At 60.9% G+C, this 26,626-nt stretch carries 28 protein-coding genes and 1 other RNA gene; 15 read left to right on the top strand and 14 right to left on the bottom strand.

Translation table 11 applies throughout. The annotated features are described in order from the left end of the window. Nucleotides 1–107: 107 nt before the first annotated feature. Complete coding sequence (locus C4J94_RS26225; protein WP_124388688.1) at nucleotides 108–1,085, bottom strand: NADPH:quinone oxidoreductase family protein; 978 nt, start codon at nucleotides 1,083–1,085, stop codon at nucleotides 108–110. Between the two features lie 150 nt (nucleotides 1,086–1,235). Here C4J94_RS26225 and C4J94_RS26220 point away from each other — a divergent pair, with 150 nt between their 5' ends. After that, nucleotides 1,236–1,643, top strand: a complete 408-nt coding sequence (locus tag C4J94_RS26220) for a flagellar basal body-associated protein FliL (RefSeq protein WP_124388687.1) — start codon at nucleotides 1,236–1,238, stop codon at nucleotides 1,641–1,643. A 4-nt stretch (nucleotides 1,644–1,647) separates the two neighbouring features. Here the strand turns inward: C4J94_RS26220 and C4J94_RS26215 are convergent, their stop codons facing one another. After that, entirely contained in the window at nucleotides 1,648–2,097 is a 450-nt protein-coding gene (locus C4J94_RS26215; protein WP_124388686.1) for an EVE domain-containing protein, read from the bottom strand. Nucleotides 2,098–2,291: 194 nt separating this feature from the next. On the opposite strand from C4J94_RS26215, the gene C4J94_RS27670 reads away from it, so the two are divergent. Next, complete coding sequence (locus C4J94_RS27670) at nucleotides 2,292–2,438, top strand: hypothetical protein (protein WP_015886446.1); 147 nt, start codon at nucleotides 2,292–2,294, stop codon at nucleotides 2,436–2,438. Nucleotides 2,439–2,445: 7 nt separating this feature from the next. Here C4J94_RS27670 and C4J94_RS26210 read toward each other — a convergent pair whose 3' ends face one another. The 4 genes from C4J94_RS26210 to C4J94_RS26195 form a co-directional block, all read right to left on the bottom strand. Then, nucleotides 2,446–3,075, bottom strand: coding sequence for a 5-formyltetrahydrofolate cyclo-ligase (locus C4J94_RS26210; RefSeq protein ID WP_124389044.1), 630 nt, complete (start codon nucleotides 3,073–3,075; stop codon nucleotides 2,446–2,448). A gap of 57 nt (nucleotides 3,076–3,132) precedes the next feature. Next, nucleotides 3,133–3,311: non-coding RNA, 6S RNA (ssrS, locus tag C4J94_RS26205), on the bottom strand. A 30-nt stretch (nucleotides 3,312–3,341) separates the two neighbouring features. Beyond that, the gene (locus C4J94_RS26200; RefSeq protein ID WP_124388685.1) at nucleotides 3,342–3,659 is read right to left on the bottom strand and encodes a cell division protein ZapA; all 318 of its coding nucleotides are present in this window, start codon (nucleotides 3,657–3,659) and stop codon (nucleotides 3,342–3,344) included. Beyond that, nucleotides 3,656–3,865: a TIGR02449 family protein gene (locus tag C4J94_RS26195; RefSeq protein WP_003177365.1), complete on the bottom strand. Its 210-nt coding sequence runs from the start codon at nucleotides 3,863–3,865 to the stop codon at nucleotides 3,656–3,658. Before C4J94_RS26195 ends, C4J94_RS26200 begins: the two co-directional genes overlap by 4 nt. Nucleotides 3,866–4,003: 138 nt before the next feature. Between C4J94_RS26195 and C4J94_RS26190 the strand changes: the two genes are divergently transcribed. The 9 genes from C4J94_RS26190 to gcvH all read left to right on the top strand — a co-directional run bounded on the left by C4J94_RS26190 (nucleotide 4,004) and on the right by gcvH (nucleotide 13,415). Then, on the top strand, nucleotides 4,004–4,561 hold the full coding sequence (locus C4J94_RS26190; protein ID WP_124388684.1) for a YecA family protein: 558 nt from the start codon (nucleotides 4,004–4,006) through the stop codon (nucleotides 4,559–4,561). Between the two features lie 20 nt (nucleotides 4,562–4,581). Next, nucleotides 4,582–5,904, top strand: coding sequence for a Xaa-Pro aminopeptidase (pepP, locus tag C4J94_RS26185; protein WP_124388683.1), 1,323 nt, complete (start codon nucleotides 4,582–4,584; stop codon nucleotides 5,902–5,904). Next, nucleotides 5,901–7,088, top strand: a complete 1,188-nt coding sequence (gene ubiH, locus C4J94_RS26180; RefSeq protein ID WP_124388682.1) for a 2-octaprenyl-6-methoxyphenyl hydroxylase — start codon at nucleotides 5,901–5,903, stop codon at nucleotides 7,086–7,088. Before pepP ends, ubiH begins: the two co-directional genes overlap by 4 nt. Beyond that, nucleotides 7,081–7,566: a DUF4442 domain-containing protein gene (locus C4J94_RS26175; RefSeq protein ID WP_124388681.1), complete on the top strand. Its 486-nt coding sequence runs from the start codon at nucleotides 7,081–7,083 to the stop codon at nucleotides 7,564–7,566. Before ubiH ends, C4J94_RS26175 begins: the two co-directional genes overlap by 8 nt. 8 nt (nucleotides 7,567–7,574) lie before the next feature. Then, nucleotides 7,575–8,792, top strand: coding sequence for a 2-octaprenyl-3-methyl-6-methoxy-1,4-benzoquinol hydroxylase (locus C4J94_RS26170; protein ID WP_164485631.1), 1,218 nt, complete (start codon nucleotides 7,575–7,577; stop codon nucleotides 8,790–8,792). Nucleotides 8,793–8,968: 176 nt separating this feature from the next. Then, nucleotides 8,969–9,973: an extracellular solute-binding protein gene (locus C4J94_RS26165; RefSeq protein ID WP_124388679.1), complete on the top strand. Its 1,005-nt coding sequence runs from the start codon at nucleotides 8,969–8,971 to the stop codon at nucleotides 9,971–9,973. 149 nt (nucleotides 9,974–10,122) lie between these two features. Next, nucleotides 10,123–11,739 (top strand): iron ABC transporter permease, encoded by a 1,617-nt coding sequence (locus C4J94_RS26160; RefSeq protein ID WP_124388678.1) that lies wholly within the window; start codon nucleotides 10,123–10,125, stop codon nucleotides 11,737–11,739. Between the two features lie 156 nt (nucleotides 11,740–11,895). Next, nucleotides 11,896–12,978: a glycine cleavage system aminomethyltransferase GcvT gene (gcvT, locus tag C4J94_RS26155; RefSeq protein WP_124388677.1), complete on the top strand. Its 1,083-nt coding sequence runs from the start codon at nucleotides 11,896–11,898 to the stop codon at nucleotides 12,976–12,978. Between the two features lie 53 nt (nucleotides 12,979–13,031). Then, nucleotides 13,032–13,415, top strand: coding sequence for a glycine cleavage system protein GcvH (gene gcvH / locus C4J94_RS26150; protein ID WP_124388676.1), 384 nt, complete (start codon nucleotides 13,032–13,034; stop codon nucleotides 13,413–13,415). Between the two features lie 107 nt (nucleotides 13,416–13,522). Here the strand turns inward: gcvH and C4J94_RS26145 are convergent, their stop codons facing one another. The 6 genes from C4J94_RS26145 to C4J94_RS26120 all read right to left on the bottom strand — a co-directional run bounded on the left by C4J94_RS26145 (nucleotide 13,523) and on the right by C4J94_RS26120 (nucleotide 18,772). Then, nucleotides 13,523–14,665, bottom strand: a complete 1,143-nt coding sequence (locus C4J94_RS26145; protein WP_124388675.1) for a DegT/DnrJ/EryC1/StrS aminotransferase family protein — start codon at nucleotides 14,663–14,665, stop codon at nucleotides 13,523–13,525. A gap of 164 nt (nucleotides 14,666–14,829) precedes the next feature. Then, the gene (locus C4J94_RS26140) at nucleotides 14,830–15,144 is read right to left on the bottom strand and encodes a DUF2388 domain-containing protein (protein WP_003176799.1); all 315 of its coding nucleotides are present in this window, start codon (nucleotides 15,142–15,144) and stop codon (nucleotides 14,830–14,832) included. A gap of 68 nt (nucleotides 15,145–15,212) precedes the next feature. Then, on the bottom strand, nucleotides 15,213–15,659 hold the full coding sequence (locus C4J94_RS26135; RefSeq protein WP_124388674.1) for an NfeD family protein: 447 nt from the start codon (nucleotides 15,657–15,659) through the stop codon (nucleotides 15,213–15,215). A 10-nt stretch (nucleotides 15,660–15,669) separates the two neighbouring features. After that, nucleotides 15,670–16,590 carry an SPFH domain-containing protein gene (locus C4J94_RS26130; RefSeq protein ID WP_122485113.1) on the bottom strand — a complete coding sequence of 307 codons (921 nt, stop codon included), beginning with the start codon at nucleotides 16,588–16,590 and terminating at the stop codon, nucleotides 15,670–15,672. Nucleotides 16,591–16,667: 77 nt separating this feature from the next. Next, entirely contained in the window at nucleotides 16,668–18,353 is a 1,686-nt protein-coding gene (locus C4J94_RS26125) for a GspE/PulE family protein (protein ID WP_124388673.1), read from the bottom strand. An 80-nt stretch (nucleotides 18,354–18,433) separates the two neighbouring features. Then, nucleotides 18,434–18,772, bottom strand: coding sequence for a hypothetical protein (locus tag C4J94_RS26120; RefSeq protein ID WP_124388672.1), 339 nt, complete (start codon nucleotides 18,770–18,772; stop codon nucleotides 18,434–18,436). A 127-nt stretch (nucleotides 18,773–18,899) separates the two neighbouring features. Between C4J94_RS26120 and C4J94_RS26115 the strand changes: the two genes are divergently transcribed. Continuing rightward, complete coding sequence (locus C4J94_RS26115; protein WP_043046970.1) at nucleotides 18,900–19,370, top strand: Lrp/AsnC family transcriptional regulator; 471 nt, start codon at nucleotides 18,900–18,902, stop codon at nucleotides 19,368–19,370. A 117-nt stretch (nucleotides 19,371–19,487) separates the two neighbouring features. Here the strand turns inward: C4J94_RS26115 and C4J94_RS26110 are convergent, their stop codons facing one another. After that, nucleotides 19,488–20,855 (bottom strand): inorganic triphosphatase, encoded by a 1,368-nt coding sequence (locus tag C4J94_RS26110; RefSeq protein ID WP_124388671.1) that lies wholly within the window; start codon nucleotides 20,853–20,855, stop codon nucleotides 19,488–19,490. Between the two features lie 157 nt (nucleotides 20,856–21,012). Here C4J94_RS26110 and argE point away from each other — a divergent pair, with 157 nt between their 5' ends. Further along, nucleotides 21,013–22,161: an acetylornithine deacetylase gene (gene argE, locus C4J94_RS26105; RefSeq protein ID WP_124388670.1), complete on the top strand. Its 1,149-nt coding sequence runs from the start codon at nucleotides 21,013–21,015 to the stop codon at nucleotides 22,159–22,161. 137 nt (nucleotides 22,162–22,298) lie between these two features. After that, on the top strand, nucleotides 22,299–23,597 hold the full coding sequence (gene argA / locus C4J94_RS26100; protein ID WP_124388669.1) for an amino-acid N-acetyltransferase: 1,299 nt from the start codon (nucleotides 22,299–22,301) through the stop codon (nucleotides 23,595–23,597). A 130-nt stretch (nucleotides 23,598–23,727) separates the two neighbouring features. Here the strand turns inward: argA and tauA are convergent, their stop codons facing one another. Beyond that, on the bottom strand, nucleotides 23,728–24,714 hold the full coding sequence (tauA, locus tag C4J94_RS26095; RefSeq protein WP_124388668.1) for a taurine ABC transporter substrate-binding protein: 987 nt from the start codon (nucleotides 24,712–24,714) through the stop codon (nucleotides 23,728–23,730). Nucleotides 24,715–25,084: 370 nt separating this feature from the next. Between tauA and C4J94_RS26090 the strand changes: the two genes are divergently transcribed. Then, nucleotides 25,085–26,437: an OprD family porin gene (locus C4J94_RS26090; protein WP_124388667.1), complete on the top strand. Its 1,353-nt coding sequence runs from the start codon at nucleotides 25,085–25,087 to the stop codon at nucleotides 26,435–26,437. Nucleotides 26,438–26,626 lie beyond the last annotated feature (189 nt).

Below are 26,626 nucleotides of genomic sequence, written 5' to 3'. Positions count from 1 at the left end.
GGGAGGGGGCTTGCCCCCGATTACGGTGGATCAGTTGTGAATAGGTTGACTGAATAACCGCCATCGGGGGCAAGCCCCCTCCCACATTTGAATGCATTTCATACCGGTCAGCGGGTTTGAACGACCACCTTGCCCACCGCCTTGCGCTGCCCCAGGTCATTGATTGCCTGGGCAGCCTGTTCCAACGCATACACCCGCGACACCAACGGCTTGAGCTTGCCCTCACCGTACCAAGTGAACAACTGCTGAAAATTCGCCGCATTGTCCTGCGGCTGACGCTGGGCAAACGAGCCCCAGAATACGCCCACCACTGCCGCGCCCTTGAGCAGCGCCAGGTTTACCGGCAGTTCCGGAATGCGCCCGCTGGCAAAGCCCACCACCAGCAAGCGGCCGTTCCAGGCGATTGAGCGGATGGCCTGGTCAAACAGGTCACCACCCACAGGGTCGTAGATCACGTCGGCGCCGTTGCCGTCGGTCAGGCGCTTGACCTCGTCCTTGAGGTTGGCTTCGCTGTAGTTGATCAGCTCATCGGCGCCGGCCGCCTTGGCCACCGCGAGCTTGTCGGCGCTGCTGGCGGCGGCGATCACCCGCGCGCCCATGGCCTTGCCGATTTCCACGGCGGCCAGGCCCACGCCACCGGAAGCGCCGAGTACCAACAGGGTTTCGCCGGGTTGCAGGTGGGCGCGCTGTTTCAGCGCGTGCATCGAGGTGCCGTAGGTCATGCTGAAGGCGGCGGCGGTGTTGAAGTCCATGCTGGGCGGGATCGGCAGCACATTGTAGCCAGGCACCGCAACCTGCTCGGCAAAGCTGCCCCAGCCGGTCAGGGCCATTACACGATCACCGACTTTCAAGTGGCTGACCTTCTCCCCAACCTCGCTCACCACGCCCGCCGCTTCGCCACCCGGCGAAAACGGAAAGGGTGGCTTGAACTGGTACTTGCCTTCGATAATCAGGGTATCCGGGAAATTCACCCCGGCCGCGTGCACGTCCAGCAGGATTTCGTTCTTCTTGATCGCAGGGCTGGCGATCTCTTCCAGCACCAGGGTTTCGGCGGGGCCGAAGGCTTTGCACAGCACAGCTTTCATCGGACTATTCCTTTTGGCATCGTGGCCGATAAGTGTAGGAGGGTACGCGCGTGGGTCAACGAGCATGCCCGCGCCTGATAAGCCCCCATAAGCTTGTGCTCAGCCTTGCTAGCGTTATGCTACCCGGCAACCGAATTCGAGGAATGAACTGTGAAAGCGTGGATCCTGTTGATGCTGGCCCTGACCTTGCCGATGGCAGCCCAGGCCGAAGAAGCCAAAGAGGGCGAGGCGCCGAAAGTCAGCTATATCAGCCTCACCCCGCCGTTCGTGGGCAACTACGGGCTGGATGGCACGGCCAAGCTCAAGGTCTTCAAGGCCGATATCGCCCTGCGCGTGACCGGTACCGAGGCCGCCGCAGCGGTCAAAGCCAACGATGCGTTGATTCGCAACCAACTGGTGGCGCTGTTTACCCAACAGACCAACGAAACCATGAGCAGCGTTGAAGGTAAGGAAAAGCTGCGTCAGGAAGCGTTGAAACAAACCCAGCAGGTGATGAACGATGAGACCGGCAAGCCGGTGGTAGAAGACCTGTTGTTCAACAACCTGATCATCCAGTAACGCCTCAACGCAAACCCATCACCGCCGCCCACTGCTCGGCAGTGACCGGCATCACCGAGAGCCGGCTGCCTTTTTGCACCAAAGGCAATTCGGCCAGCGCGGCCTGCTGTTTGAGGTAGCCCAGGCCCAGCACCTTGGGAAAGGTCTGCACATGCGCGACGTCGATTGCGCTCCACGGGTTTTTCTCCGGGGTGGCCTTGGCGTCGAAATAATGGCTGTCCGGCTCAAGTGCGGTCGGGTCGGGATAGGCGGCCTCGATGATTTTACCGACGCCGGCAATGCCCGGCTCCGGGCAGCTGGAGTGGTAGAAAAAAAATTCATCGCCCACCGCCATGGCTCGTAGAAAGTTGCGCGCCTGGTAATTGCGCACCCCGTCCCAGCGGGCTTGGCCGAGCTTTTCCAAGTCATGTATGGACAGTTCGTCAGGCTCGGATTTCATCAGCCAATAGGCCATTTTTGGGCTCCTGAAAAAGGCATTGGGCAAGTTGTCGGGCAATGCCGTGACAAACCGACAGTCGGTTGACGTCAAGGTTTGCGTGTTGGTTCACGTTACCTCAGAATGCCGGCTTTTAAGCTTGGCGCAGCTGCAACGGACTACTTTGGAACGTTGTTGTCATCGTGTACGAGGTGCCTGAAGGGGGGCAATCGATGCAACGTAAACCGGATTTACTATGGATATTGGTTATTTTGTTTGGTCTGGGCGTCGTGACCACCGGGTATGCCCAGAGCCTGTGGTCGAACAAGACCGATGCACCGGTTGAACTCTCGCCTGTGCAACAGCAATTCAAGCGCTGACACCACTTCAAGGCGTCGCTGGTTCCAGCGACGTTTGTGCAACATACCAATGCTTATCGGTGACAGTGCCCGCCAGCGGCACGTCCCAACTCGCCTGCGCCAAGCGATCCACTTGCTGACACTCATGGGCCAGCCCCAGCAGCGTTGGCTTGCGCCAGCTTTTGCGCCGTGCGAGGTAGGCCAGGCTGCGGTCATAGAATCCGCCACCCATGCCCAATCGCCCACCCTCATCATCGAACCCCACCAGCGGCAGCAGCACCAGGTCCAGGGCCCACACCTTGCGTTGGCGCTGGGCATTGGGCCGTGGCTCGAGAATGCGAAAACGGTTGGGCAGCAACTTATCCCCAGGCCGCACGCGCTGGAACACCATCTTGGTCCGCGGCCACGCACTCAAAACGGGCAGGTAGGTGGCCTTGCCCTGGCGCTGGGCAGCGCGCAGCAGCAGGCGCGGATCGATTTCACCGTCCGTCGGTAGATACAAGGAAATATGGTTGGCCCGGCGAAACAGCGGGTGCTGCGCCAGTTGCCGATACAGGCCCAAAGCGGCCTGGCGCTGCTCGCGCGGCGTGAGGGCGCGGCGGGCTTTGCGCAACATGCGTCGAAGTTGCGGACGGGAGAGCGGCGCAGGTTCGGTCATGGCTTTTCGGCTCATAAAACAATGCCAGTCCTGGGACTGGCATTGAGTTTGGGATTCAGGCTCCCCGGCAGAGCCGCTGTCGACTAAGCCCTTGAACCCGAAAGTTCAAGGTGGAAGAAGCAGTAGGCTTTAAGGCTTTCCGTCTAGCGGACATGCACACCAGCCCAACGTGCAACTTCCAGGGTAGTGCGAATCGGCTCCGGGACATCGCCGACTGGCAAACACGCCAGGGAGTGAGGCGAGTATACCTTAAACAGACTCGGCAATCAGCCCTTGGGTGTGTCTGAATCGGTTGAAAGCGCCAGATCAACGCGTTCGAGCAGGTCGCGCACTTGCTCACGGGTCGAGCCACTGGCCTGCACATCAGGGCGCTCCTGCTTATGCAGCAGGTCGTGGGTAATGTTCAGCGCGGCCATCACGGCGATGCGGTCGGCGCCGATCACTTTGCCGCTGCTGCGGATCTCGCGCATCTTGCCGTCCAGGTAGCGGGCAGCGCTCACCAGGTTGCTGCGCTCTTCCTGGGGGCAGATGATCGAATATTCTTTGTCTAGGATCTGCACGGTAACGCTATTGCTTGAACTCATGAGTCTTGCTCCAGGGCCTTCAGGCGCGAAATCATCGATTCGACCTTACGCCGGGCGATTTCGTTTTTTTCAATGAGGTGAGCGCGTTCCTCGCGCCAGGTCTTTTCCTGAGCTAGTAGGAGTCCGTTTTGACTCTTAAGTTGCTCGACCCGATCAATTAGCAGTTCGAGTCTGGCCATCAGCGCTTGCAGGTCGGTGTCTTCCATTGGGTTCCACTGGATTTGTCTGATGAATGGCAACTGCAGGATAAACGATCTGACGCCCTCGATAGTCTTGGTACGTCTGCCGGTGCTAGGATACAGCGCTCCATTCTAGACATTGCGCCGTCTGGCGCCTAGCTCACCATGCCCATTCAGAACTCCCCGTACGACGCTTTTTCCAAACTGCTGAGCACCAGCGGTCATCCTTGCTCGCCTGCTGAACTGCACGGCGTGCTGTTGGGCCGCAGCTGCACCGGTGTCGGCTTCGATGCCGACAACTGGCTGGCCGATGTGGCCGAGCTGCTGGAAAAGGAACCTGAAGATAACGTGCGCAATGCGCTGATCGGCCTGCAAGAGATGGTCAAGGGCGAGCTGACCGGTGATGACGTCACCGTGGTCCTGCTGCTGCCGACCGACGATGCGCCGCTGGCCGAACGCGCCGCTGCACTGGGCCAATGGTGCCAGGGTTTCCTCCACGGTTTCGGCGTGAACGCCGGCGGCCTGGAACTGAGCACCGATGCCAAGGAAGTGCTGCAGGACCTGGCAGCCATCTCCCAGGTACAAGACGCCCTGGAAGAGTCCGAAGATGGCGAGGGCGACTACATGGAAGTCATGGAATACCTGCGCGTCGCGCCATTGCTGTTGTTCACCGAGACCAAGAAGTCCGCTGAACCGGCGGCACCCAAGCCGTCGCTGCACTAAGAGAGGAAACCCATCTGCCCATGATCCATATCCCCAAAGCGGAATACACCCGTCGCCGCAAGGCGCTCATGGCGCAGATGGAACCCAACAGCATCGCCATCCTGCCCGCCGCCGCCGTGGCGATCCGCAATCGCGATGTGGAGCATGTCTACCGCCAGGACAGCGACTTCCAGTATCTGAGCGGTTTTCCCGAACCGCAGGCGGTGATCGTGCTGATGCCCGGTCGCCAGCATGGCGAGTACGTGCTGTTCTGCCGCGAACGCAACGCCGAGCGCGAATTGTGGGATGGCCTGCGCGCCGGCACTGAAGGCGCGACCCGTGATTACGGGGCGGACGATGCGTTTCCCATCACCGATATCGACGACATCCTGCCCGGCCTGATCGAAGGCCGTGACCGGGTGTATTCGGCCATGGGCAGCAATGCCGAATTTGACCGGCATCTGATGGAGTGGATCAACGTGATCCGCTCCAAGGCGCACCTGGGCGCCCAGCCGCCGAACGAATTCGTTGCCCTGGATCATTTGCTGCACGATATGCGCCTGTATAAATCGGCGGCGGAAGTGAAGGTGATGCGCGAGGCAGCGCGAATTTCCTGCGCGGCCCATGTGCGGGCGATGCAGGCCAGCCGTGCCGGCCTGCATGAGTTCAGCCTGGAGGCCGAGCTGGATTACGAGTTCCGCAAAGGCGGCGCGAAAATGCCGGCCTATGGCTCCATCGTCGCCGCCGGGCGTAATACCTGCATCCTGCATTACCAGCAGAATGACGCGTTGCTCAAGGACGGCGACCTGGTGCTGATCGATGCCGGTTGCGAGATCGACTGCTACGCCAGTGACATCACTCGCACGTGGCCGGTCAATGGCAAGTTTTCGCCCGAACAGAAGGCGATCTACGAAATTGTGCTGGCCTCCCAGGAAGCCGCCTTCCAGCAGATCGCGCCGAACAAGCACTGGAACCAGGCGCATGAGGCGACCGTGCAGGTCATCACTGCCGGGCTGGTCAAGCTGGGGCTGCTGCAAGGCGAGGTTGACGAGCTGATCGCCAGCGAGGCCTATCGCGCCTTCTACATGCACCGCGCCGGTCACTGGCTGGGCATGGATGTGCATGATGTGGGCGAGTACAAAGTGGGCGGTGAATGGCGTGTGCTGGAAGTCGGCATGGCCTTGACCGTGGAGCCGGGAATCTATATTTCACCGGACAACCAGAGCGTAGCGAAGAAGTGGCGTGGCATTGGCGTGCGCATCGAGGACGACGTGATAGTGACCAAGCAAGGCTGTGAAATCCTGACCGGCGCGGTGCCCAAGACGGTGGCCGAGATCGAAGCGCTGATGGCGGCTGCCCGATGAGCCGGGTCAACCTGGCGATTATCGGCGGCGGCCTGGTGGGTGCCAGCCTGGCACTGGCGTTGCAGGCCGGGGCCAAGGCGCGCGGGTGGACCATCGCCCTGATCGAGCCCTTCGCTCCGGGTGACAGCTACCAGCCGAGCTACGATGCGCGTTCTTCGGCGTTGTCCTTCGGCGCCCGCCAGATTTATCAGCGCCTGGGCCTGTGGCAAGCGATTTCCCGGCGCGCGGAGCCGATCAAACAGATTCACGTGTCGGACCGTGGGCGTTTCTCCACCGCACGTTTGTCTGCCCTGGAAGAGGGCGTGCCGGCCCTGGGTTATGTGGTGGAAAACGCCTGGCTCGGCCAGTGCCTGTGGCAAGGCCTGGACAAGGACGTGGTGAGCTGGCGCTGCCCGGCGGAGGTCACGCGCATGGAGCCGCTGCCGGATGGCTATCGCCTGACCCTCAACGACGAAACCGTGCTGGAGTGCGATCTGGCGGTGTTGGCCGATGGCGGTCGCTCCGGCTTGCGCGAGCAACTGGGCATCGGCGTGAAAACCCGGCCCTACAACCAGAGCGCGCTGATCGCCAACATCACCCCGAGCGAAGCCCACAACGGCGAAGCGTTCGAGCGTTTCACCGATGACGGCCCGATGGCCTTGCTGCCGCTGCCCGACAACCGCTGTGCGCTGGTCTGGACCCGCATCGGTATGGACGCCCAGCGCCTGGCCAACCTCGATGAGCGCAGTTTCCTGAGCCAATTGCAGGACGTGTTCGGCTATCGCCTGGGCACCCTGAAACAAGTGGGCGCGCGACATCTTTATCCGCTCACCCTGGTGGAAGCCGAGGAGCAAGTGCGCTCGCACCTGGTGGTGCTGGGCAATGCGGCGCACAGCCTGCACCCGATCGCCGGGCAGGGCTTCAACCTGTCCTTGCGCGATGCCAATGCCCTGGCCGAAGCCTTGCTGGCCGGGCCGCAAGTGCCCGGGGACCTGGCAACGCTGCAACGCTATCGCGAGCGCCAGCGCCTGGACCAGCAGTTGACCGTGGGCTTCTCCGACCAGGTCACGCGCCTGTTTGGCAGCGGGCAACCGTTGGTTGCGCTGGGGCGCAACATGGGCCTGCTCGGCCTGGATCTGCTGCCGCCGGCCAAGCGCTGGTTCGCCCGCCAGGCCATGGGCCTGGGTACGCGCTCCGATGCGTAAGTGGCTGGTCGGGCGGCTGGGCAAGGCGCGGCTGTTGCGCTGGGTGATGACGCTCTATCCGCCGTATCTGGGCGCCGGCGTCAGCGTGCAGCACATGAGCGCCGACTTTCGTCACGTCAAAGTGCGCATGGGTCTGGGCTGGTATAACCGCAACTATGTGGGCACGCAGTTCGGCGGCAGCCTGTATTCGATGGTCGATCCGTTCTACATGCTGATGCTGATGGAGAACCTGGGCCGCGACTACATCGTGTGGGACAAGGCCGCCAGCATCGACTTCATCGCGCCGGGCAAAGGCCCGGTGTATGCCGAGTTTTCCATCGACGACACCTTGCTCGATGAGGTGCGCCGGCAGACCGCCGATGGCGAGAAATATTTGCCTCGCCTCAAGGTCCAGATTCATGACGGCTCCGGCACCTTGGTGGCGCGAGTCGACAAAACCCTTTACGTGCGGCGCAAGCCGCCAGCGAGACAGGCTTGACTATGGACATGCGCGCAGATGTGCTGATTGTCGGGGCCGGAATGGTCGGAAGCGCCCTGGCGCTGGCGTTGCAGGGCAGTGGCCTGCAGGTATTGATGCTTGACGGCAGCCCGCTGAGCGTCAAGCCGTTCGAGCCGGCAGCGGCGTTTGAACCTCGGGTGAGTGCGTTGTCCGCCGCCAGCCAGCGCATTCTGGAGCGCCTTGGCGTGTGGGATGGCATTGTCCAGCGTCGCGCCAGCCCGTACGGCCAGATGCAAGTGTGGGACGGCAGCGGCACCGGGCAGATCCACTTCTCGGCGGCCAGCGTGCATGCCGAGGTGCTGGGGCATATCGTCGAAAACCGCGTGGTCCAGGATGCCTTGCTGGACCGCCTGCATGATTGCGACCTGGGCCTGCTGGCCAATGCGCGCCTGGAGCAGATGCGCCGCTCCGGCGATGACTGGCTGCTGACCCTGGCCGATGGCCGCAAGCTGCGTGCGCCGCTGGTGGTCGCCGCCGACGGTGCCAACTCCGCGGTGCGCCGCTTGACCGGCACCCCCACCCGCGAATGGGATTACCTGCATAACGCCATCGTGACCAGCGTGCGCAGCAGCCAGCCGCACCAGCGCACGGCGTGGCAACGCTTTACCGACACCGGCCCGCTGGCGTTCTTGCCGCTGGTGCGGGATGGGCAAGAGGATTGGTGCTCGATCGTCTGGTCGACCACGCCGGCGGAGTCCGAGCGCCTGATGGCGCTGGATGACGAGCGCTTCTGTGGGGAACTGGAGCGTGCCTTTGAAGGGCGCCTGGGCAACGTGATCAGCACCGACCCGCGCGTCTGCGTGCCGTTGCGTCAGCGCCACGCCAAACGCTATGTGGCCGAGGGCCTTGCGCTGATTGGCGATGCGGCCCACGTGATTCATCCGCTGGCGGGGCAGGGCGTGAACCTGGGGTTTCTGGATGCTGCGGTGCTGGCCGAAGTGCTGCTGGCGGCCAACGAACGTGGCGAGCGTCTGGCGGATGTGAAGGTGCTGAGCCGCTACGAGCGGCGGCGCATGCCGCATAACCTGGCGCTGATGGCCGCGATGGAAGGCTTCGAACGTTTGTTTCAGGCTGATCAACTGCCATTGCGCTGGTTGCGCAATGCCGGCTTGAAAATGGTCGACCAAATGCCCGAAGCCAAGGCACTGTTTGTACGCCAGGCCCTGGGCCTGAGCGGCGACCTCCCGAACCTCGCCAAACTGTAAATTAAAATGCGGCCTCCTGTGGGAGGGGCGGTGCGACGATTCGACTTGCCCCCGATGAGGTCGCCAGCCCTCACACATACCTCAAACCGTGCAACATCTGGTAACGCCTCCATCAAGCGTTACCAAATGTGAGTCCTTATCATTTGCCCTCTTTTTGCAAATGAGCGACCGCACCCATGTTGGCACCCAAGCGCCTCCTGACTGCCCTGGCACTCACCCTGATCGGCAGCACCACCGTGCAGGCCGCCGACGAAGTGGTGGTCTACTCCTCGCGCATCGATGAACTGATCAAGCCGGTGTTCGACGCCTACACCCAGAAAACCGGTGTGCAGGTCAAATTCATCACCGACAAGGAAGCCCCGCTGATGCAGCGCATCAAGGCCGAGGGCGAAAACGCCACCGCCGACCTGCTGCTCACTGTCGATGCCGGCAACCTCTGGCAGGCCGAGCAAATGGGCATCCTGCAACCGTTCACCTCCGAGGTGATCGACAAGAACATTCCGCTGCAATACCGCTCCTCGGCCCACGCCTGGACCGGCTTGAGCCTGCGCGCGCGTACCATCGCCTATTCCACCGCCCGTGTAAAACCGGGCGACCTGACCACCTACGAAGCCCTGGCCGACAAACAGTGGGAAGGCCGCCTGTGCCTGCGCACGGCGAAAAAGGTCTACAACCAGTCACTCACCGCCACGCTGATCGAAACCCATGGCGCGAGCAAGACTGAAGAAATCGTCAAGGGCTGGGTGAATAACCTGTCTACCGACGTGTTCTCCGACGATATCGCGGTGTTGGAGGCGATCAATGCCGGGCAATGCGATGTCGGTATCGTCAACACCTACTACTACGGGCGCCTGCACAAGCAGAAGCCGGACCTGGCGGTGAAGCTGTTCTGGCCGAACCAGGGCGACCGTGGCGTGCATGTGAACCTGTCGGGTATTGGCTTGACCAAGCACGCGCCACACCCAGAGGCGGCCAAGGCTTTGGTGGAGTGGATGACCACGCCCGAAGCGCAGAAAATCTTCGCCGATGTAAACCAGGAGTTCCCAGCCAACCCGGCGGTGCCGCCGTCGCCCGAAGTGGCGAGCTGGGGCAAATTCGTGGCCGATACCTTGCCGGTGGAAGTGGCGGGCAAGCGCCAGGCCGAGGCTATCCGCTTGATGGATCGCGCCGGCTGGAACTGATTTTGTAAGTCGCCGCGGATCAAAGTGTGGGAGGGGGCTTGCCCCCGATGGCGGAGTGTCAGTCTAATCATCAGTGGCTGATTCACCGCAATCGGGGGCAAGCCCCCTCCCACATTGTTTTGTGTTCACCCTTCCCAGAGAGTTAAGCCTTGGCCCATCCCGCCCAACGCCGCTGGTACCTGCCGGTCTTCAGCGTCGCCGCCCTGGTGCTGCTGCCGCTTAGCGTGCTGTTGCTGTCCTGGCAAAGCATCGACCAGCAGATCTGGTCCCACCTGTGGGACACCCAGATGCCGCGTTTGCTGGGTAACACCTTGACGCTGGTGCTCGGCGTCGGTCTTGGCGTGACGTTGCTGGGCGTGAGCCTGGCCTGGCTGACCAGCCTGTGCGAATTCCCGGGGCGCCGCTGGCTGGATTGGGCGCTGATGCTGCCCTTTGCGATTCCGGCCTATGTGCTGGCCTTCGTGTTCGTGGGGCTGCTGGATTTTGCAGGCCCGGTGCAAACCCTGCTGCGCGAGTGGTTCGGTGCAGGGCTGCGCCTGCCGCGTGTGCGTTCCACCAGCGGGGTGATCATCGTATTGGTGCTGGTGTTCTACCCCTACGTCTACCTGCTGGCGCGCTCGGCATTCCTGGCCCAGGGCAAGGGCCTGATGGAAGCGGCACGGGTGCTCGGCCAGTCGCCCTGGCAAGCGTTCTGGCGCGTGGCGCTGCCCATGGCTCGCCCGGCGATCGGTGCGGGTGTCGCCTTGGCCTTGATGGAAACCCTGGCGGATTTTGGTGCGGTCTCGGTGTTCAATTTCGATACTTTCACCACCGCCATCTATAAGACCTGGTACGGCTTTTTCAGCCTGTCCAGCGCGGCGCAACTGGCCAGCCTGTTGCTGCTGGTGGTGATGCTGGTGCTGTACGGTGAGCGGCGCGCCCGCGGAGCGAGTCGGCCCAGCAACGAGCGCCCGCGGGGCAAGGCGTTGTACCACCTGCATGGGTTCAAGGCGGCAGCGGCCAGTGCCTGGTGTGGCGTGGTGTTCGCCTGCGCATTTGTGATTCCGATGCTGCAACTGGTGGCCTGGTTCTGGCAGCGCGGCCGCTTCGATCTGGATGAGCGCTACAGCGGCCTGATCGTGCACACCCTGTATCTGGGCGGGATCGCGGCGCTGATAACGGTCAGCGTGGCGCTGGTGCTGGCGTTCGCCAACCGCCTGGCGCCGACGCGGGCGATTCGTTCCGGCATCAGCCTGGCCAATGTCGGTTATGCCTTGCCCGGCTCGGTGCTGGCAGTGTCGATCATGCTGGCTTTCAGTTACCTGGACCGTGAGCTGGTGGTGCCGTTGTCGGGCTGGCTGGGCGGGGCGGGTAAACCATTGCTGCTGGGCAGCCTGTCGGCGCTGGTGCTCGCCTATCTGGTGCGTTTTCTGGCGGTGGCTTACGGGCCTCTGGAAAATAGTCTGGCGCGTATCCGCCCGTCGTTGCCCGAGGCCGCGCGAAGCCTGGGGGTGAGTGGGCCACGACTGTTTTACAAGGTGTATCTGCCGTTGTTGCTGCCCGGCACGCTGAGCGCGGCGCTGCTGGTGTTCGTCGATGTACTCAAGGAAATGCCCGCCACCTTGCTGATGCGCCCGTTTGGCTGGGACACCCTGGCGGTACGGATCTTCGAAATGACCAGTGAAGGGGAATGGGCGCGGGCCTCGCTGCCGGCGCTGACCCTGGTGCTGGTCGGGCTGTTGCCGGTCATCGGACTGATCCGACGCTCCGCGAGACAAATCGGTTAGGTGCCAGTCCTACGGCTTGCGGCTACAATGCGCGGCATTCGGTGTGCCGCGTCTTTCGAGACGGGGCGCCGCGTGTGTCTGCAGGCCTTGTCATTCAAGGCTTGCGGCACTAGCGGTGGCTCTGCGCACCTTCGCCAAGCCCGGAAGGAGAAACCCATGGGACAGCGTACGCCTCTGTACGACCTGCATCTCGCCCTCGGCGCGAAAATGGTCGATTTTGGCGGTTGGGATATGCCTTTGCATTACGGCTCGCAGGTTGAGGAGCACCACCAAGTGCGACGCGACTGCGGGGTGTTCGATGTATCTCATATGACCGTGATCGATGTCAGCGGCCTTCAGGCCAAGGAATGGCTCCAGCACCTGCTGGCCAATGATGTCGCTCGATTGCACGGCTGCGGCCGTGCGTTGTACAGCGCCATGCTCAACGAGCAGGGCGGGGTGGTGGACGACATGATCGTCTACCGCACCGAAACCGGTTACCGGCTGGTGGTCAACGCCGCCACCCGCGACCAGGACATGGCCTGGATGCAGGCGCAACTGGGTCACTATGAAGTGCAGCTCCAGGAGCGTTCGGAGCTGGCCATGCTCGCCATTCAAGGTCCCCTCGCGCGGCAGAAGATCGCCGAACTGGTGACTCAGTCCCGTGGCAGCCTCATTCACCAGCTCAAACCGTTCGAAGGCCAGGCCGATGGCGACTGGTTTATCGCCCGCACCGGTTACACCGGCGAAGACGGCCTGGAGATTGTCCTGCCTGCCGACCAGGCGCCAGGTTTTTTCAACGACCTGGTGGGCGCCGGCATTTCCCCCATTGGCCTTGGTGCCCGCGATACCTTGCGCCTGGAGGCCGGCATGAACCTGTACGGCCAGGATATCCACCAGCAGGTGTCACCCCTGGCCGCCAACATGGCCTGGAGCATCGCCTGGGAGCCGGCCTCGCGCAACTTCATCGGCCGCGCCGCGCTGGAAGCAGAAAAAGCGGCCGGTGTGCAGTTCAAACTGGTGGGCCTGGTCCTGGAAGAGCGTGGGGTTTTGCGCGCTCACCAGGTGGTTCGTATCGCCAATGTTGGCGAAGGGGAGATCACCAGTGGTAGTTTCTCACCTACGCTGAGCAAATCCATTGCACTGGCGCGCGTGCCGACGGCAACTGCCGACCGGGCCGAAGTGGAAATCCGCGGCAAGTGGTACCCGGTTCGAGTGGTCAAGCCGACCTTCGTGCGCCATGGCAAAACCTTGATCTAACTATTTTCCGGCAGGCCAATGGCTGCTGACATTTCTTCTTGAGGACACAGACTATGAGCAATATCCCTGCCGACCTGCGTTTTGCCGAAAGTCATGAGTGGGCCCGTCTGGAAGCCGACGGCACCGTGACCGTGGGGATCTCCGACCATGCACAGGAAGCCTTGGGTGATGTAGTGTTTGTTGAATTGGCTGAGGTTGGCGCCAAATTTGACGCAGAAGCGCAGGCGGGTGTGGTTGAGTCGGTGAAGGCAGCTTCGGATATTTATGCGCCGGTGGCTGGCGAAGTGATTGCCGTCAACGAAGAGTTGAGTGGTAGTCCTGAGCTGTTGAACTCCGACCCTTACGGCGCCTGGATCTTCAAGCTCAAGCCAAGCAACCCGGCTGATCTGGACAAGCTACTTGACGCTGCCGGCTACAAAGCCGCTATCGGCGAGTAAACGCAAGGCCCATGTGGGAGGGCTTGCTCCCGATAGCGGTGGTTCAGTCAAAGATGCATTGGCTGACACTCCGCCATCGGGGGCAAGCCCCCTCCCACATTAGGTGATCAGTCTGCTTTCAATACTGCTTTTACCGCCGCCACGGCTCGCTCTACATCCGTCTCTGTCATCGCCGTAAACATCGGCAACGACACGATCAAACGTCCCACTTTCTCCGCAACCGGGAACATGCCTTCCTTGAACCCCTGTGCCCGATACAGGCTCAGCAGGTGGATCGGCGGGTAGTGATAGCCAATGCCGACGCCGTGGGCCTGCATCTGTTCCATAAAGGTGGCGCGGGCAGGCAAACCGTCCTGACGCTCCGGCAATACCAGTTGGAACAAGTGCCAGTTGCTGTTCTCGAAGTCGGCCGGCGGCAATTGCGCGCCGTACTGTTCTTCAAAATCACTGCCGAAGCATTCGAAGTAGTGCCGCGCCAGGTTCTGGCGGTGGGCGGTAATTTTCTCGATATGGGCAAATTGCCCCAGGCCGATGACGGCGGCGATATCGGTCATGTTGAATTTGCCACCCAGCACGTCCACATCCAGGCCATCGAAACCGCTACGGGTCACACCCTGCAGGCGATATTTTTCGGCCAGACGGGCTTCTTCGGCGTTGTTCAGCACCAGGCAGCCGCCTTCGGATGAAGTGATGTTCTTGTTGGCCTGGAAGCTGAACGACACGAAGTCACCGGTAGCGCCGATGCGTTCTCCGTCCCAGCTGGAACCCAGGGCCTGGGCAGCATCCTCGACGATGCGCAGGTTGTACTTGTTGGCCAGCGCGTAAAGCATCGGCATGTCCAGGGGCAATCCGGCCAGATACACCGGGATGATCGCCTTGGTGCGCGGGGTAATCGCCGCTTCCACCTGGGCCAGGTCGATGTTGCGGGTCACCGGGTCGATATCGGCAAATACGGGGGTGGCGCCTACCTCGAGGATGACATTGGCCGTGGCAACCCAGGAAATCGGTGTGGTGATGACTTCATCTCCAGGCCCGATGCCAGCGATGCGCAGGGCAATCTCCATGGTGCAGGTGCCGGAGTTGAAGGTGCGTACCGGACGGCCGCCGAAATATTCCGACAGTTGCGCTTCGAACGCCTGCACCTTCGGCCCGCTGGTGATCCATCCGGAACGCAGCACATCGCCGACCGCCGAGATGGTGGCTTCATCAATGGTAGGTTTGGAGAACGGCAGGAAGGGCTGTTGGCTCATGACGAAGAAGGCATCCGTTTCAGTTAGGCGATAAGTAATGGACGTGTGAGTCCTGCATGGTTGCATGGCTCGACTGAATATAGCCTGTCGCCCGTGAACGATTCGTCACGTTGCAGACAAAAAAATGCCGCTTGAAAAAGCGGCATTTTTCTAACGCGCAGTTGTTACTCGGTAACAGCGTTCTTCGCGAGGATGGCGTTGGCCAGCTCCATATCCGTGGCCTGGAGGCCAGGGTTGTCGGCGCGTACTTTCTGCATGGCGGCTTCCAGGTATGGGCCGCGGATGCCGCCGTCACTGGCAACGAAGCTGCCTGCGTCGTCCTGGGCGGCGACCACCAGCTTGTGGTCCTTGAAGGTCAGGTAAGTCGAGCCGGTGGTGGCGCCCGACGAGATGACATTACGCCAGAAGCTGTCGGCCATGGCTGAGCCGACAGGGAGGGAAAGCACAGCGAGGGTTGCGACAGCATATTTAAGACGCATGATGGGTGACTCCGGTGGGTTATCTGTACGTTTTGATTGTAGTTAACCTGATCCAGTTCCATCACTGACTAAACAGTTTCAACTTTTAAAACCACCCCATCCTGGCCAACCACGCGGACTTGAGCGCCTACAGGTGCATCGGTACCAGTGACCATCCATACGCCATCGCCGACTTTGACCTTGCCCCTGCCATCCACAATTGCCTGATGCACCACGAAGGTGCGCCCGACCAGCTCTGAACCGCGCTCGTTCAAGCCGGGTTGGTCGCTGGCCTTGGCGCTGCTGCGTTGGCGTTTCCACCAGTACACTGCCGTCAATATCGACAACAGGGCGAACAGCAACAGTTGCCACTCAAGCCCCAGGGGCGGGACGATGAATTTGATCACCCCCACGGCAGCTGCGGCGATACCCATCCACAACAAGTAGCCACCGGCACCGAACACTTCGAGAATCAACAACACGGTGCCCAGCGCCAACCAGTCCCAGAACGAAAGATGCTGCAGGAAATCCCACATGGTGGCGGCCTCAGCCTTTCTTGCTGTCGAAAGTTGCTTTGACTATCTCACCGATACCGCCCACGGCACCAATCACCTGGCTGGCTTCCAGCGGCATCAGGATCACCTTGCTGTTGTTGGCCGACGCGAGCTTGCCCAGGGCATCGATGTATTTCTGCGCGACGAAGTAATTCACCGCCTGCACGTTGCCGGACGCGATCGCTTCCGATACCACTTGTGTCGCACGGGCTTCAGCTTCGGCCTGACGCTCACGCGCTTCGGATTCGAGGAAGGCGGCCTGGCGGCTACCCTCAGCCTCGAGGATCTGCGCCTGCTTCTTGCCTTCGGCCGTGAGAATCGCCGAGGCTCGCAGGCCTTCGGCTTCGAGGATCTGGGCACGCTTGATTCGCTCGGCTTTCATCTGCCCGGACATGGCCGCCATCAGGTCGGCGGGTGGGCTGATGTCCTTGATTTCGATACGGGTGATCTTGATGCCCCACGGCGCCGTGGCTTCGTCGACGGTGCGCAGCAGTTTTTCGTTGATACCGTCGCGCTGGCTGAGCATGGCATCCAGCTCCATGGAGCCGAGCACCGTGCGGATATTGGTTTGCAGCAGATTGCGGATGGCATGCTCGAGGTTGTTCACCTCGTACGCGGCCTGGGCCGTGTTGACCACCTGGAAGAAGCACACGGCGTCGATCTGCACGGTGGCGTTGTCAGCGGTGATCACTTCCTGAGGCGGGATATCCAGCACGCTTTCCATCACGTTGATCTTGCGGCCGATGCGGTCCATGACCGGGATGATGATATTGAGGCCGGGCTTGAGCGTGTTGGTATAGCGGCCGAAACGTTCGACTGTCCACTGGTAGCCCTGGGGCACTACCTTGAAGCCCATGAACAGGATGGCAATGGCCAACCCCACGAAAAGAAGCAGTACGGTTCCGATCTGCATAGCGATTCCCTATCTGGTGATGTCAGTGATACGAGGTTCGGCTGATTGTAACGGCCTCGTCACGGATAAGAACGGTTTCAGTGTCCGACAAACAACGGATTTGTTACTGAATCCCCAGGGGTAACCCTGAGTACTTCCGCCATCGTTGTCAGCCCGGCCTTCACCTTTTGCAGGCCGGCCATCCGCAGGCTGTGCATGCCTTGACGCAGAGCCGCATGACGCAAGGCCTGCACGTCCGCGCCGGGGGTGATCAGCGCCTTGAGGGTTTCGTCCAGGCTCATGATTTCGTAGAGCCCGGCTCTGCCTCGATAGCCACTGTCGCGGCACTCCACGCAGCCGACAGCTTCATAAACTTCAGCCACGGCGCTTTTGCAATGGGGGCACAGCACGCGCACCAAGCGTTGCGCCATGACGCCTATCAGGGTGGCCTTGATCAAATAATGCGCGACACCCAGCTCCTGCAAGCGGCTGATGGCACTCGGCGCATCGTTGGTGTGTAGGGTCGACAGCACCAGGTGCCCGGTCAGCGCGGCCTGGATCGCCATTTCGGCGGTTTCCTGGTCGCGAATCTCGCCGATCATGATGATGTCCGGGTCCTGGCGCAGCAACGCGCGGACACCGCTGGCGAAGGTCAGGTCGATGTTGTGCTGCACCTGCATCTGGTTGAACGCCGGCTCGACCATTTCGATCGGATCTTCCACCGTGCACAGGTTGACCTCGCGGCTCGCCAGTTGCTTGAGGGTGGTGTAGAGCGTGCTGGTCTTGCCCGAGCCGGTGGGGCCGGTGACCAGGATGATGCCGTTGGCCTGACGGGTCATGGCCTGCCAGCGCTGTTGATCGTCGGCAGACAAACCCAGCTCGTCGAAATTCTTGAGCAGCACCTGAGGATCAAAAATGCGCATGACCAGCTTCTCGCCAAAGGCGGTGGGCAGGGTCGAAAGGCGCAGCTCCACTTCGGCGCCCGCCGGGGTTCGGGTCTTGACGCGGCCGTCCTGGGGTTTGCGTTTCTCGGCCACATTCATTCGCCCAAGGCTTTTCAGGCGGCTGACCACGGCGGTGGTGACCTGGGGCGGAAACTGGTAGACGTCATGCAGCAGCCCATCGATGCGAAAGCGCACACGGCCCTGATCCCGGCAAGGTTCGATATGGATATCACTGGCCCGCTGACCGAAGGCGTACTGCAAGAGCCAATCGACGATATTGACGATATGCGCGTCGTTGGCGTCCGGCTCCTTGTCGCTGGCGCCGAGGCTGAGCAGTTCGCCACCGCCGGGCGCCGCCATGTTCTGATCGGCGCCGCTGACTGACCTGGCCAGCCGATAAAATTCGTTGATACAGCGCTGGATGGCTTGAGGGCTGGCCACCACGCGCTTGACCGAGCGTTTGAGCACCTGGGACAGCCCGGCTTCCCAGGCACTGACGTGGGGTTGAGTGCTGGCCACCGTGACGCTGTGTGTATCCACGGCCACCGCGAGAATGGCGTGGCGCTGGGCGAAGGCCTGAGACATCAACGGCACCACCGTCGCGACGTCGATCTTCAGCGGGTCGATGCGTAGATACGGCTGGCCGACCTGCCGGGCCAGCCACTGCGTCAGCGTTTCCAGGCACGGGCCTTCGGCGGCGATACGTTCCAGCGGATGCTGGGTGCTGGGGGGGGCCGACGACAAGCGCTGCGCCACCGCTGCGCTGATAACTTCCTGCTCGACCAATGCAGGCAGTAATCGATGCAGTTCCAAGGGGCGATCTTGCAGGGCGGTGGGCATGATGTTTCCTGGTTGGCGTCGGGTGTAATCCCAGCCTAGCCAGCACCTGAAAATCCTCCCTGCGCCTGTGTTGCAGGCTTTTACCCGAACGTCGCCGCCACGGCTTGAGGCCGCACGCCATCCGCCGGCCACAACTCCACGGAGCACACGCTGATCAGGTTTCGAAACTTTTCACCGATCACCTGGGCGCGGTGCCAGCTCAGGCCGTCGATCACGATGTCGATGCGCAACAGGTCGTCTTCCCTGTTCATGCTTACCTGTCGGGGCGTGAGAAATTGCAGCGCGAAATAATTCAGCACCCGGCACAACACATCCGGTTCTGCCTGCGCGACGATCTGATACTGCGCCTCGCAGTGAAGGCTATCGACCGCCCATGCATCGACGCGGGTAACACAGTGAACGGTTTCGACGGCATGCATGCTGATTCTCCAGATTCGACTGGAGAAATTTTTACATTCAATCCGGGAGATTTCTTATCTAAAATCGCCTGTATTAGCGTGTAATCGAATCACATAATTCAAATTGAACGAGTTAAAAGGTATTTCTATGCACAGCGAGCTGGACGTATACGACCGCCGCATCCTGGCCCTGCTTCAAGAGGACGCTTCGCTCTCCAGCGCACAGATCGCCGAGCAGGTCGGACTTTCGCAGTCACCGTGCTGGCGGCGTATCCAGCGGCTCAAGGAGGAAGGCGTGATCCGCGGCCAGGTCACTTTGCTGGACCGCAAGAAGATCGGGCTCAATACGCAGATTTTCGCCGAGGTCAAACTCAACGCCCACGGACGGTCCAACTTCACCGAGTTCACCGAAGCGATTCGTGGCTTTCCGGAAGTGCTGGAGTGCTACGTGCTGATGGGGGCGGTGGACTTTCTGTTGCGCATTGTGGCGTCGGACATCGAGGCGTATGAGCGGTTTTTCTTCGACAAGTTGTCGATGGTGCCGGGGATTCAGGAGGTCAATTCGATTGTGGCGCTGTCTGAGATCAAATCCACCACCAGCCTGCCAGTGTTGCGCTAGCAGGTCCGGCCTCATCGGGGGCGAGTCGAATCGTCGCACCGCCCCTCCCACAGTTGACCGAGTTCCTACTTTGGAATGCAGTTATATGTGGGAGGGGGCTTGCCCCCGATGGCGATCTTACAGGCGCAGAAGCATCTTCCAGGCACGATTCTGATAAACCGCAATCGCCTGATGCATCCGCGCATCCAGCGACTCATCGGTAATCGGCTGGTTAGCCAGGTGCGCCAACTTGTTCAGTTCGCCGTACAAACGGTCCAGTTCCGGGATTTCCACCACCTGACGCGCATGGTGCAGCCAGGCCTGGATGCGTTCGATACGCGGCAATTGCTCGGCCAGGTCTTCCGGCTGCTGCTGGTAGCGCTGCAGTTGCAAGGCGACGGCGTCGTCGGCCAGCAGGCGCGGCAGCCAGTTGGTGATCTGCGCGCCACCCTGGCGGTTGCCACGCACGTTGCGCTCGGCGGTCCAGGTGCGGGCCAGCAGCCAGCGTGAGGTGTTCAGGGAGAACAGGCCCCAGCGCACGTCCTGCAGTTCTTCAGCGAACTGTTCAGGTGCGGCTTTGCGAATGTCTTCATCGTCGTCACCGGCCTGCACCAGCGGGCGCCAGTCTTCCAGCAACGCGTCCAAAGCACTGCGCAGCTCGCTGGTGGACTGACGCGGCGCGGCCTGGCCGAGGCTGCCGATCATGGCGCGCAATTCGCCGAGGTTCTCGACCCAATCCTGCAGCAGGCGCCAGTGGCCATTGAAGCGATATTGTTCGGCCAGGCGCTGGCTGCTGCCCAGCAGGTGCCACATGATTGCGGCGAAGGCATCGTCCAACGGCATTTCGGCGTGGATCTGCGGTGCCGGCAAGCTCAAGGAATAGCTGCTGGCGTCATGCAGGCGATAGCCACGTTCAGCCTTGCTGATATCGCACGGCATCAGCGCCAGGGTCGCAGCCAGCTCGGCGGCCAGTTCCAGCAGGGCGGCCGGTTCGCCTTCGCGCAGTTCCAGTTCCAGCTCGCAGATTTCTTCCTTCTGCTTGCCGACCACCACATGGCCCAGGTCCAGGGCGGCTTCGATCACTACCTTGGCCTTGCCGCGACCCCAGGCGATTTCGGCGCGTTCGCGCACGAAGTCGGTGGTAAAGATCGGCTTGAGGGTCTTTTTGTCCAGCTCGGCCAGTTGCTCGGGCCAGCATTCGCCGTCGAGTTTCTTCACGTCGAGCTTGGCTTTGGGCAGTTCCCAGTTGTATTCGTTACGTTCCGACAAGCCGGCGACGCTCTGGCCGCGGGTCTTGAGGGTCTGGATGATGTCGTCACCGTCCTTGCGCAGGCGCAGGGCCACCTTGGCTTGGGCCAGGTCGCGTTCGGGGGTGTCGAAGTACTGGTTCATCAACTCACGGCGTTCCCAGCCACTTTTGTTGCGTTTTTTCAGTAGCGGGTGCTCACGCAGCGCGGCGAGTGTTTCGCGGCTGACGCGGAGCTTGATTTCGGTTTCTTTCTGCATGGCCGGAAAATCCAGGATCGGGAGCGCAGCCGGGGAAAAGTGTGGCTGCCAAGGTCGTGCAGTGTACAGGACTGAGCCCGGCAACGTGCCGCAACGGTTTATTGTGTCGTGCAGATGGCTCTATAGTGGGGTTCATCCGGGAAGTTGGAGACCGCGCATGCCGTTACCGTCCATGAAAGAGCAGTTCGCCGCGCTGATTGCCGCGCCGTCGGTCAGTTGCACTCAAGCGTCCATCGACCAGACCAACCGCCCGGTGATCGATCTGCTCGCCACCTGGCTGGGCGACCTGGGCTTCTCCATCGACATCCAGCAGGTCAGCCCCGGCAAGTTCAACCTGCTCGCCAGTTTTGGCAGTGGCCCCGGTGGCCTGGTACTGGCCGGCCATAGCGACACGGTGCCTTACGACGCGGCGCTGTGGAAAACCGACCCGCTCAAGCTGACGGAAGTCGACGGCCGCTGGGTAGGCTTGGGCAGTTGCGACATGAAGGGTTTTTTTGCGCTGGCGATTGAAGCGGTGTTGCCGCTGCTCGACCAACCCTTCAAGCAACCGCTGCTGATTCTCGCCACCTGCGATGAAGAAAGCTCCATGTCCGGCGCCCGGGCGCTGGCCGAGGCGGGGCGGCCGTTGGGCCGGGCGGCGGTGATCGGTGAACCCACCGGGCTCAAGCCGATCCGTCTGCACAAAGGCGTGATGATGGAACGCATCGACATCCTTGGCCGCAGCGGCCACTCGTCGGACCCAAGCCTGGGCCATAGCGCCCTGGAAGCCATGCACGACGCCATCGGCGAACTTCGCGGTTTGCGCCTTGCCTGGCAGCGCGAATACCGCAACCCGCAATTCAGCGTGCCACAGCCGACCCTGAACTTCGGCTGCATCCATGGCGGCGACAACCCCAACCGCATCTGCGGCCAGTGCTCCCTGGAGTTCGACCTGCGCCCTCTGCCGGGCATGGACCCTGCGGTGCTGCGCGCCGCCATTCGGCAAAAACTCGAGCCCCTGGCCGAGCGCCACAAGGTCAAGATCGATTACGCGCCGCTGTTTCCCGAAGTACCGCCCTTCGAGCAACCCGAAGGCGCCGAGTTGGTGCGGGTGGCGGAGCGTTTGACCGGCCATCGTGCCGAAGCAGTGGCGTTCGGCACCGAAGCGCCTTATCTTCAGCGCCTTGGTTGTGAAACCCTGGTGCTCGGCCCTGGCGATATTGCCTGTGCGCACCAGCCGGGCGAATACCTCGAAATGTCACGCTTGGCGCCTACAGTGCGTCTATTGCGGGAACTGATCGAACATTACTGCCTGAAACCTGCATAAATTAACCCCCGCCTGTTCGTACATACAAAGGAGAGTGAGCGTGTCGCCAAGCCTGTTCCGACGATAACCATCAGCCCGCTGTGCGCTTTCACGATTGATCCTTTTTTTGGCTGCTTTTTATTACAGGCCCAGGTGTTATGCCCGAATACGTTAATTGGCTTCGTCACGCTTCGCCCTACATCAACGCCCACCGCGACTGCACCTTTGTGGTCATGCTGCCCGGCGATGGTGTGGAACACCCCAACTTCGGCAATATCGTTCACGACCTGGTGTTGCTGCACAGCCTGGGGGTGCGCCTGGTGCTGGTGCACGGCTCGCGTCCGCAAATTGAAGCGCGCCTTGAAGCACGCGGCCTGACCCCGGCGTATCACGAAGGCTTGCGCATTACCGATGCGGCGACGCTCGAGTGCGTGATCGACGCCGTGGGGCACTTGCGTATCGCCATCGAAGCGCGCCTGTCCATGGACATGGCCTCATCGCCCATGCAGGGCTCGCGCCTGCGGGTGGCCAGCGGCAACCTGGTCACCGCACGGCCGATCGGTGTGCTCGAAGGCGTGGACTACCACCACACCGGCGAAGTACGCCGGGTCGACCGCAAGGGCATCAACCGTTTGCTGGACGAGCGCTCCATCGTCTTGCTGTCGCCGTTGGGGTATTCGCCCACCGGTGAAATTTTCAACCTGGCCTGCGAAGACGTTGCCACCCGAGCCGCCATTGACCTGGGTGCCGACAAATTGCTGCTGTTCGGCGCCGACCTGGGCCTGATCGATGAAAACGGTCGACTGGTGCGTGAGTTGCGTCCGCAACAAGTGCCGGCGCACCTGCAGCGCCTGGGCAGCAACTATCAGGCGGAGCTGCTCGATGCCGCCGCCGAAGCCTGCCGTGGTGGCGTGGGGCGCAGCCATATTGTGAGCTACGCCGAAGACGGCGCCTTGCTCACCGAACTGTTCACCCGCGACGGCGGCGGTACGCTGGTCGCCCAGGAGCAATTCGAACTGGTGCGCGAGGCGGCGATTGAAGACGTCGGTGGCTTGCTCGACCTGATCAGCCCGCTGGAAGAGCAGGGCATCCTGGTGCGTCGTTCCCGCGAAGTGCTCGAGCGTGAGATCGAGCAGTTCAGCGTGGTGGAACGCGAAGGCATGATCATCGCCTGCGCGGCGTTGTATCAGATCGCCGATTCGGATGCGGGTGAGCTGGCGTGCCTGGCGGTAAACCCGGAATACCGGCATGGCGCACGTGGCGATGTGTTGCTGGAACGCATCGAAACCCGTGCCCGGGCCCAGGGCTTGAAGACTTTGTTCGTCCTCACCACCCGCACTGCCCACTGGTTTCGTGAGCGCGGCTTTGTGCCCAGCAGCGTGGACCGCCTGCCGTCGGCGCGGGCGTCGCTGTACAACTATCAGCGTAACTCGAAAATTTTCGAGAAGGCCCTGTAACCCCGGTCCAACAAACCACACCTATCCAAATGTGGGAGGGGGCTTGCCCCCGATAGCAGTGGGTCAGTTAACTCATAAGTCGCTGACAAACCGCAATCGGGGGCAAGCCCCCTCCCACATTTAACTGCATTCAGTCTTTGATGTATTTGTCAGTCACATACGCCGAATAGTCCGGCAGCACCGTTTCGACCTTGCCTTGCTCCTTCAAGAACTTCGCCGTCTCCCCAATCGCCTTCGCCGTGCCGCCCTTGAGCAGCGCTTCGCTCTGTTGCGCCTGTGCATCGGGGAAAGTGCTGCCGGCCAGCAATTCGGGAATGTCGGTGGCGTTCGAACCTGTCAGTTTGGCGATTTTCTGTACCGGTTCGGAATCCACCGTCCAGCTGTCCTTGTGCGCGGCGTAGTCGGCAAAAGCGTCCAGCGTGACCTTGGCAAACCTGGCCACTACGTCAGGGTGTTTTTCGGCGAAATCCTTGCGCGCCACCCACACTTCGAAAGTTGGCGCACCCCACTGACCCACCTGCGCCGCGTCTGTCAGGGTTTTTCCGGTCTTGCGAATCTCGCCGAGAGCCGGTGACCACACGAAGGCACCGTCGATATCGCCACGTTTCCACGCGGCGGCAATTTCGGCGGGTTGCAGGTTCACGACTTTGACTTGCTTGGTGTCCAGCCCCCAATGCTTGAGTGCACCCAGCAGGCTGTAATGGGAGGTGGAGACGAACGGCGTGGCGATGGTCTTGCCGATCAGGTCGGAGGGTTTGTCGATACCGCTGCCGTTACGCACCACCAGGGCTTCAGAAGCGTTGATTTGTGCCGATACGATAAACGCCACAATCGGCAAGTTGCGTGAAGCGGCCGCTGCGAGCGGGCTGGAACCCAGGTTGCCGATTTGCACATCGCCGGAGGCAATGGCCGTAACCACTTCCGGGCCACTGTTGAACCGGCGCCAATCGATCTTTTCGCCAATGGCTTTTTCGTAAAGGCCGTCGGCCTGGGGGACTTTGCTGGGGTCGATGCCGGTCTGGTAGCCGACAGTCAGGTCGGCCGCGTTGACACCAAAAGAAAGTAATACCGATACAAAAACTGTAACAAATTGACGGGAGGATGTGCGTTTGGCCATGATGGCGTCGCCTTTTTGATCGTGAGTGACGTATGCAACCGAACGTCAACACTAATCGATCTAAAAAAGCAGCAGTAAATACCTTTTAGGAATTAGCTTATGGAACGGTTCGTCTAACCTGACCTACCCGTCTCATGGATGCGCTTATTCCTGAATCGTATGAAAAAGAATGAAACAATTCTTTTTGGGTGTATGAAAAACTCATTACCCTGCAGGGACCAAATCGACTGCGATTAGACGAAGGTAGTAGACACACAAGGTTACGATTGACTTGGTAGTCACTATCTGGCGCTAATCGCGCATCTGTGGATCGAGGGCGTCAGACCCGAGACCAAAGAAATACAAAAATTAGAAATGAGAGGAGCGGTACATGAAGAAGTCCACCTTGGCTGTGGCTGTAGCGTTGGGCGCAATCGCCCAGCAAGCAGGCGCTGCCGGTTTCATCGAAGACAGCAAGGCCACACTGGGTCTGCGTAACTTTTACATCAACACCGATAACCGTGATGGCGCCGGTGCGAACAAGAACGAAGAATGGGGCCAAGGCTTCGATCTGCGCTTCATTTCGGGTTATACCCAAGGCACCGTTCAGTTCGGCGTTGACGCCATCGGCTTGTACGGTGTGCGCCTCGATTCTGGCCGTGGCACCAGCGGTAACATCGCCGGTACTTCGTCCGGCGGTACTGTGTTCCCAAGCGACGGCAACCGCGCAGTCAACGATTTCGCCAGCCTGGGCGTGACCGGCAAGGTGAAGATTTCCCAAACCGAACTGAAGCTGGGCACCTTGCAGCCTAAGCTGCCAGTTATCGTGACCAACGATGGTCGTCTGCTGCCGCAAACCTTCCAGGGTGGCCAGATCACTACAAACGATATCAAGGATTTGACCCTGGTTGCCGGTCAGATCGAGCATGCCAAAGGCCGTAACTCCAGCAACAACGAAGGTTTGTCGCTGGGTGGTGCCAACGGTGGTTCCAACTACACCGCAGGCAAGTTCGTCAACAAGTTCTACTACGCCGGTGGTGACTACAAGCTCACCAAAGACCTGACTGCACAGTATTACTACGGCAACCTGGAAGACTTCTACAAGCAGCACTTCCTGGGTCTGACCCATAACTGGTCGATTGGCCCGGGCGTATTGAAGTCTGACCTGCGTTATTTCAACAGCTCTGACGACGGCCTGAACGGTAATACTTCCAGCTACTACACCAACGGTAACTACAACGGTTTCCGTGCTGGTAAGGGTAAAGTCGACAACAACCTGTACAGCGGCCTGTTCCTGTACACGGTGGCCGGCCATACCTTTGGCGGCGGTTACCAAGTCAGCAATGGCAGCAGCGACTTCCCTTGGCTGAACCAGGGTGACGGCTCGTCGGCTTACCTGACTACCGACATGCAGATCCAGAAATTCGCCCGTGCTGGCGAGCGTACCTGGCAAGCTCGTTACGCTTATGACTTCGCCAAGGTAGGTGTACCTGGCCTGACTGCTGGCGTTGTTTACCTCAAAGGTAGCGACATCGACACCATCGCCAACACCGCTGCACGTACTGAAACCACCGGCCAATCCGAGTGGGAACGTGACATCACTGTTGCCTACGTGATTCCGGAAGGCCCGCTGAAGAACCTCGGCGTAGCCTGGAAAAACGCTATGTGGCGCACCGATCTGGCGAACACCCGTTCCCAGGACGAAAACCGTTTGATCGTCAGCTACTCGCTGCCACTGTTCTAGTAGCGTAACGCTGTCGTAAGACTGTAAAACCCTGCCCGGCGCAACGCCGGGCAGGGTGTCTTGCTTTTCAAGTCGGGCTCAACCCCCGCAAGCCCTTCCTGAACCCTCTTTTTACAGCGTCTCAAGGCCTTCTCGAACCTTGAAAACGATGTTGATCCTCGCTCGTCCCCAAGTCCAATGAACAGATTT

The organism is Pseudomonas sp. R5-89-07 (assembly GCF_003851685.1).
Lineage (GTDB): Bacteria > Pseudomonadota > Gammaproteobacteria > Pseudomonadales > Pseudomonadaceae > Aquipseudomonas.
Note: the sequence above shows the minus strand (reverse complement) of the source record. Positions and strands in the feature narration are given on the sequence as shown.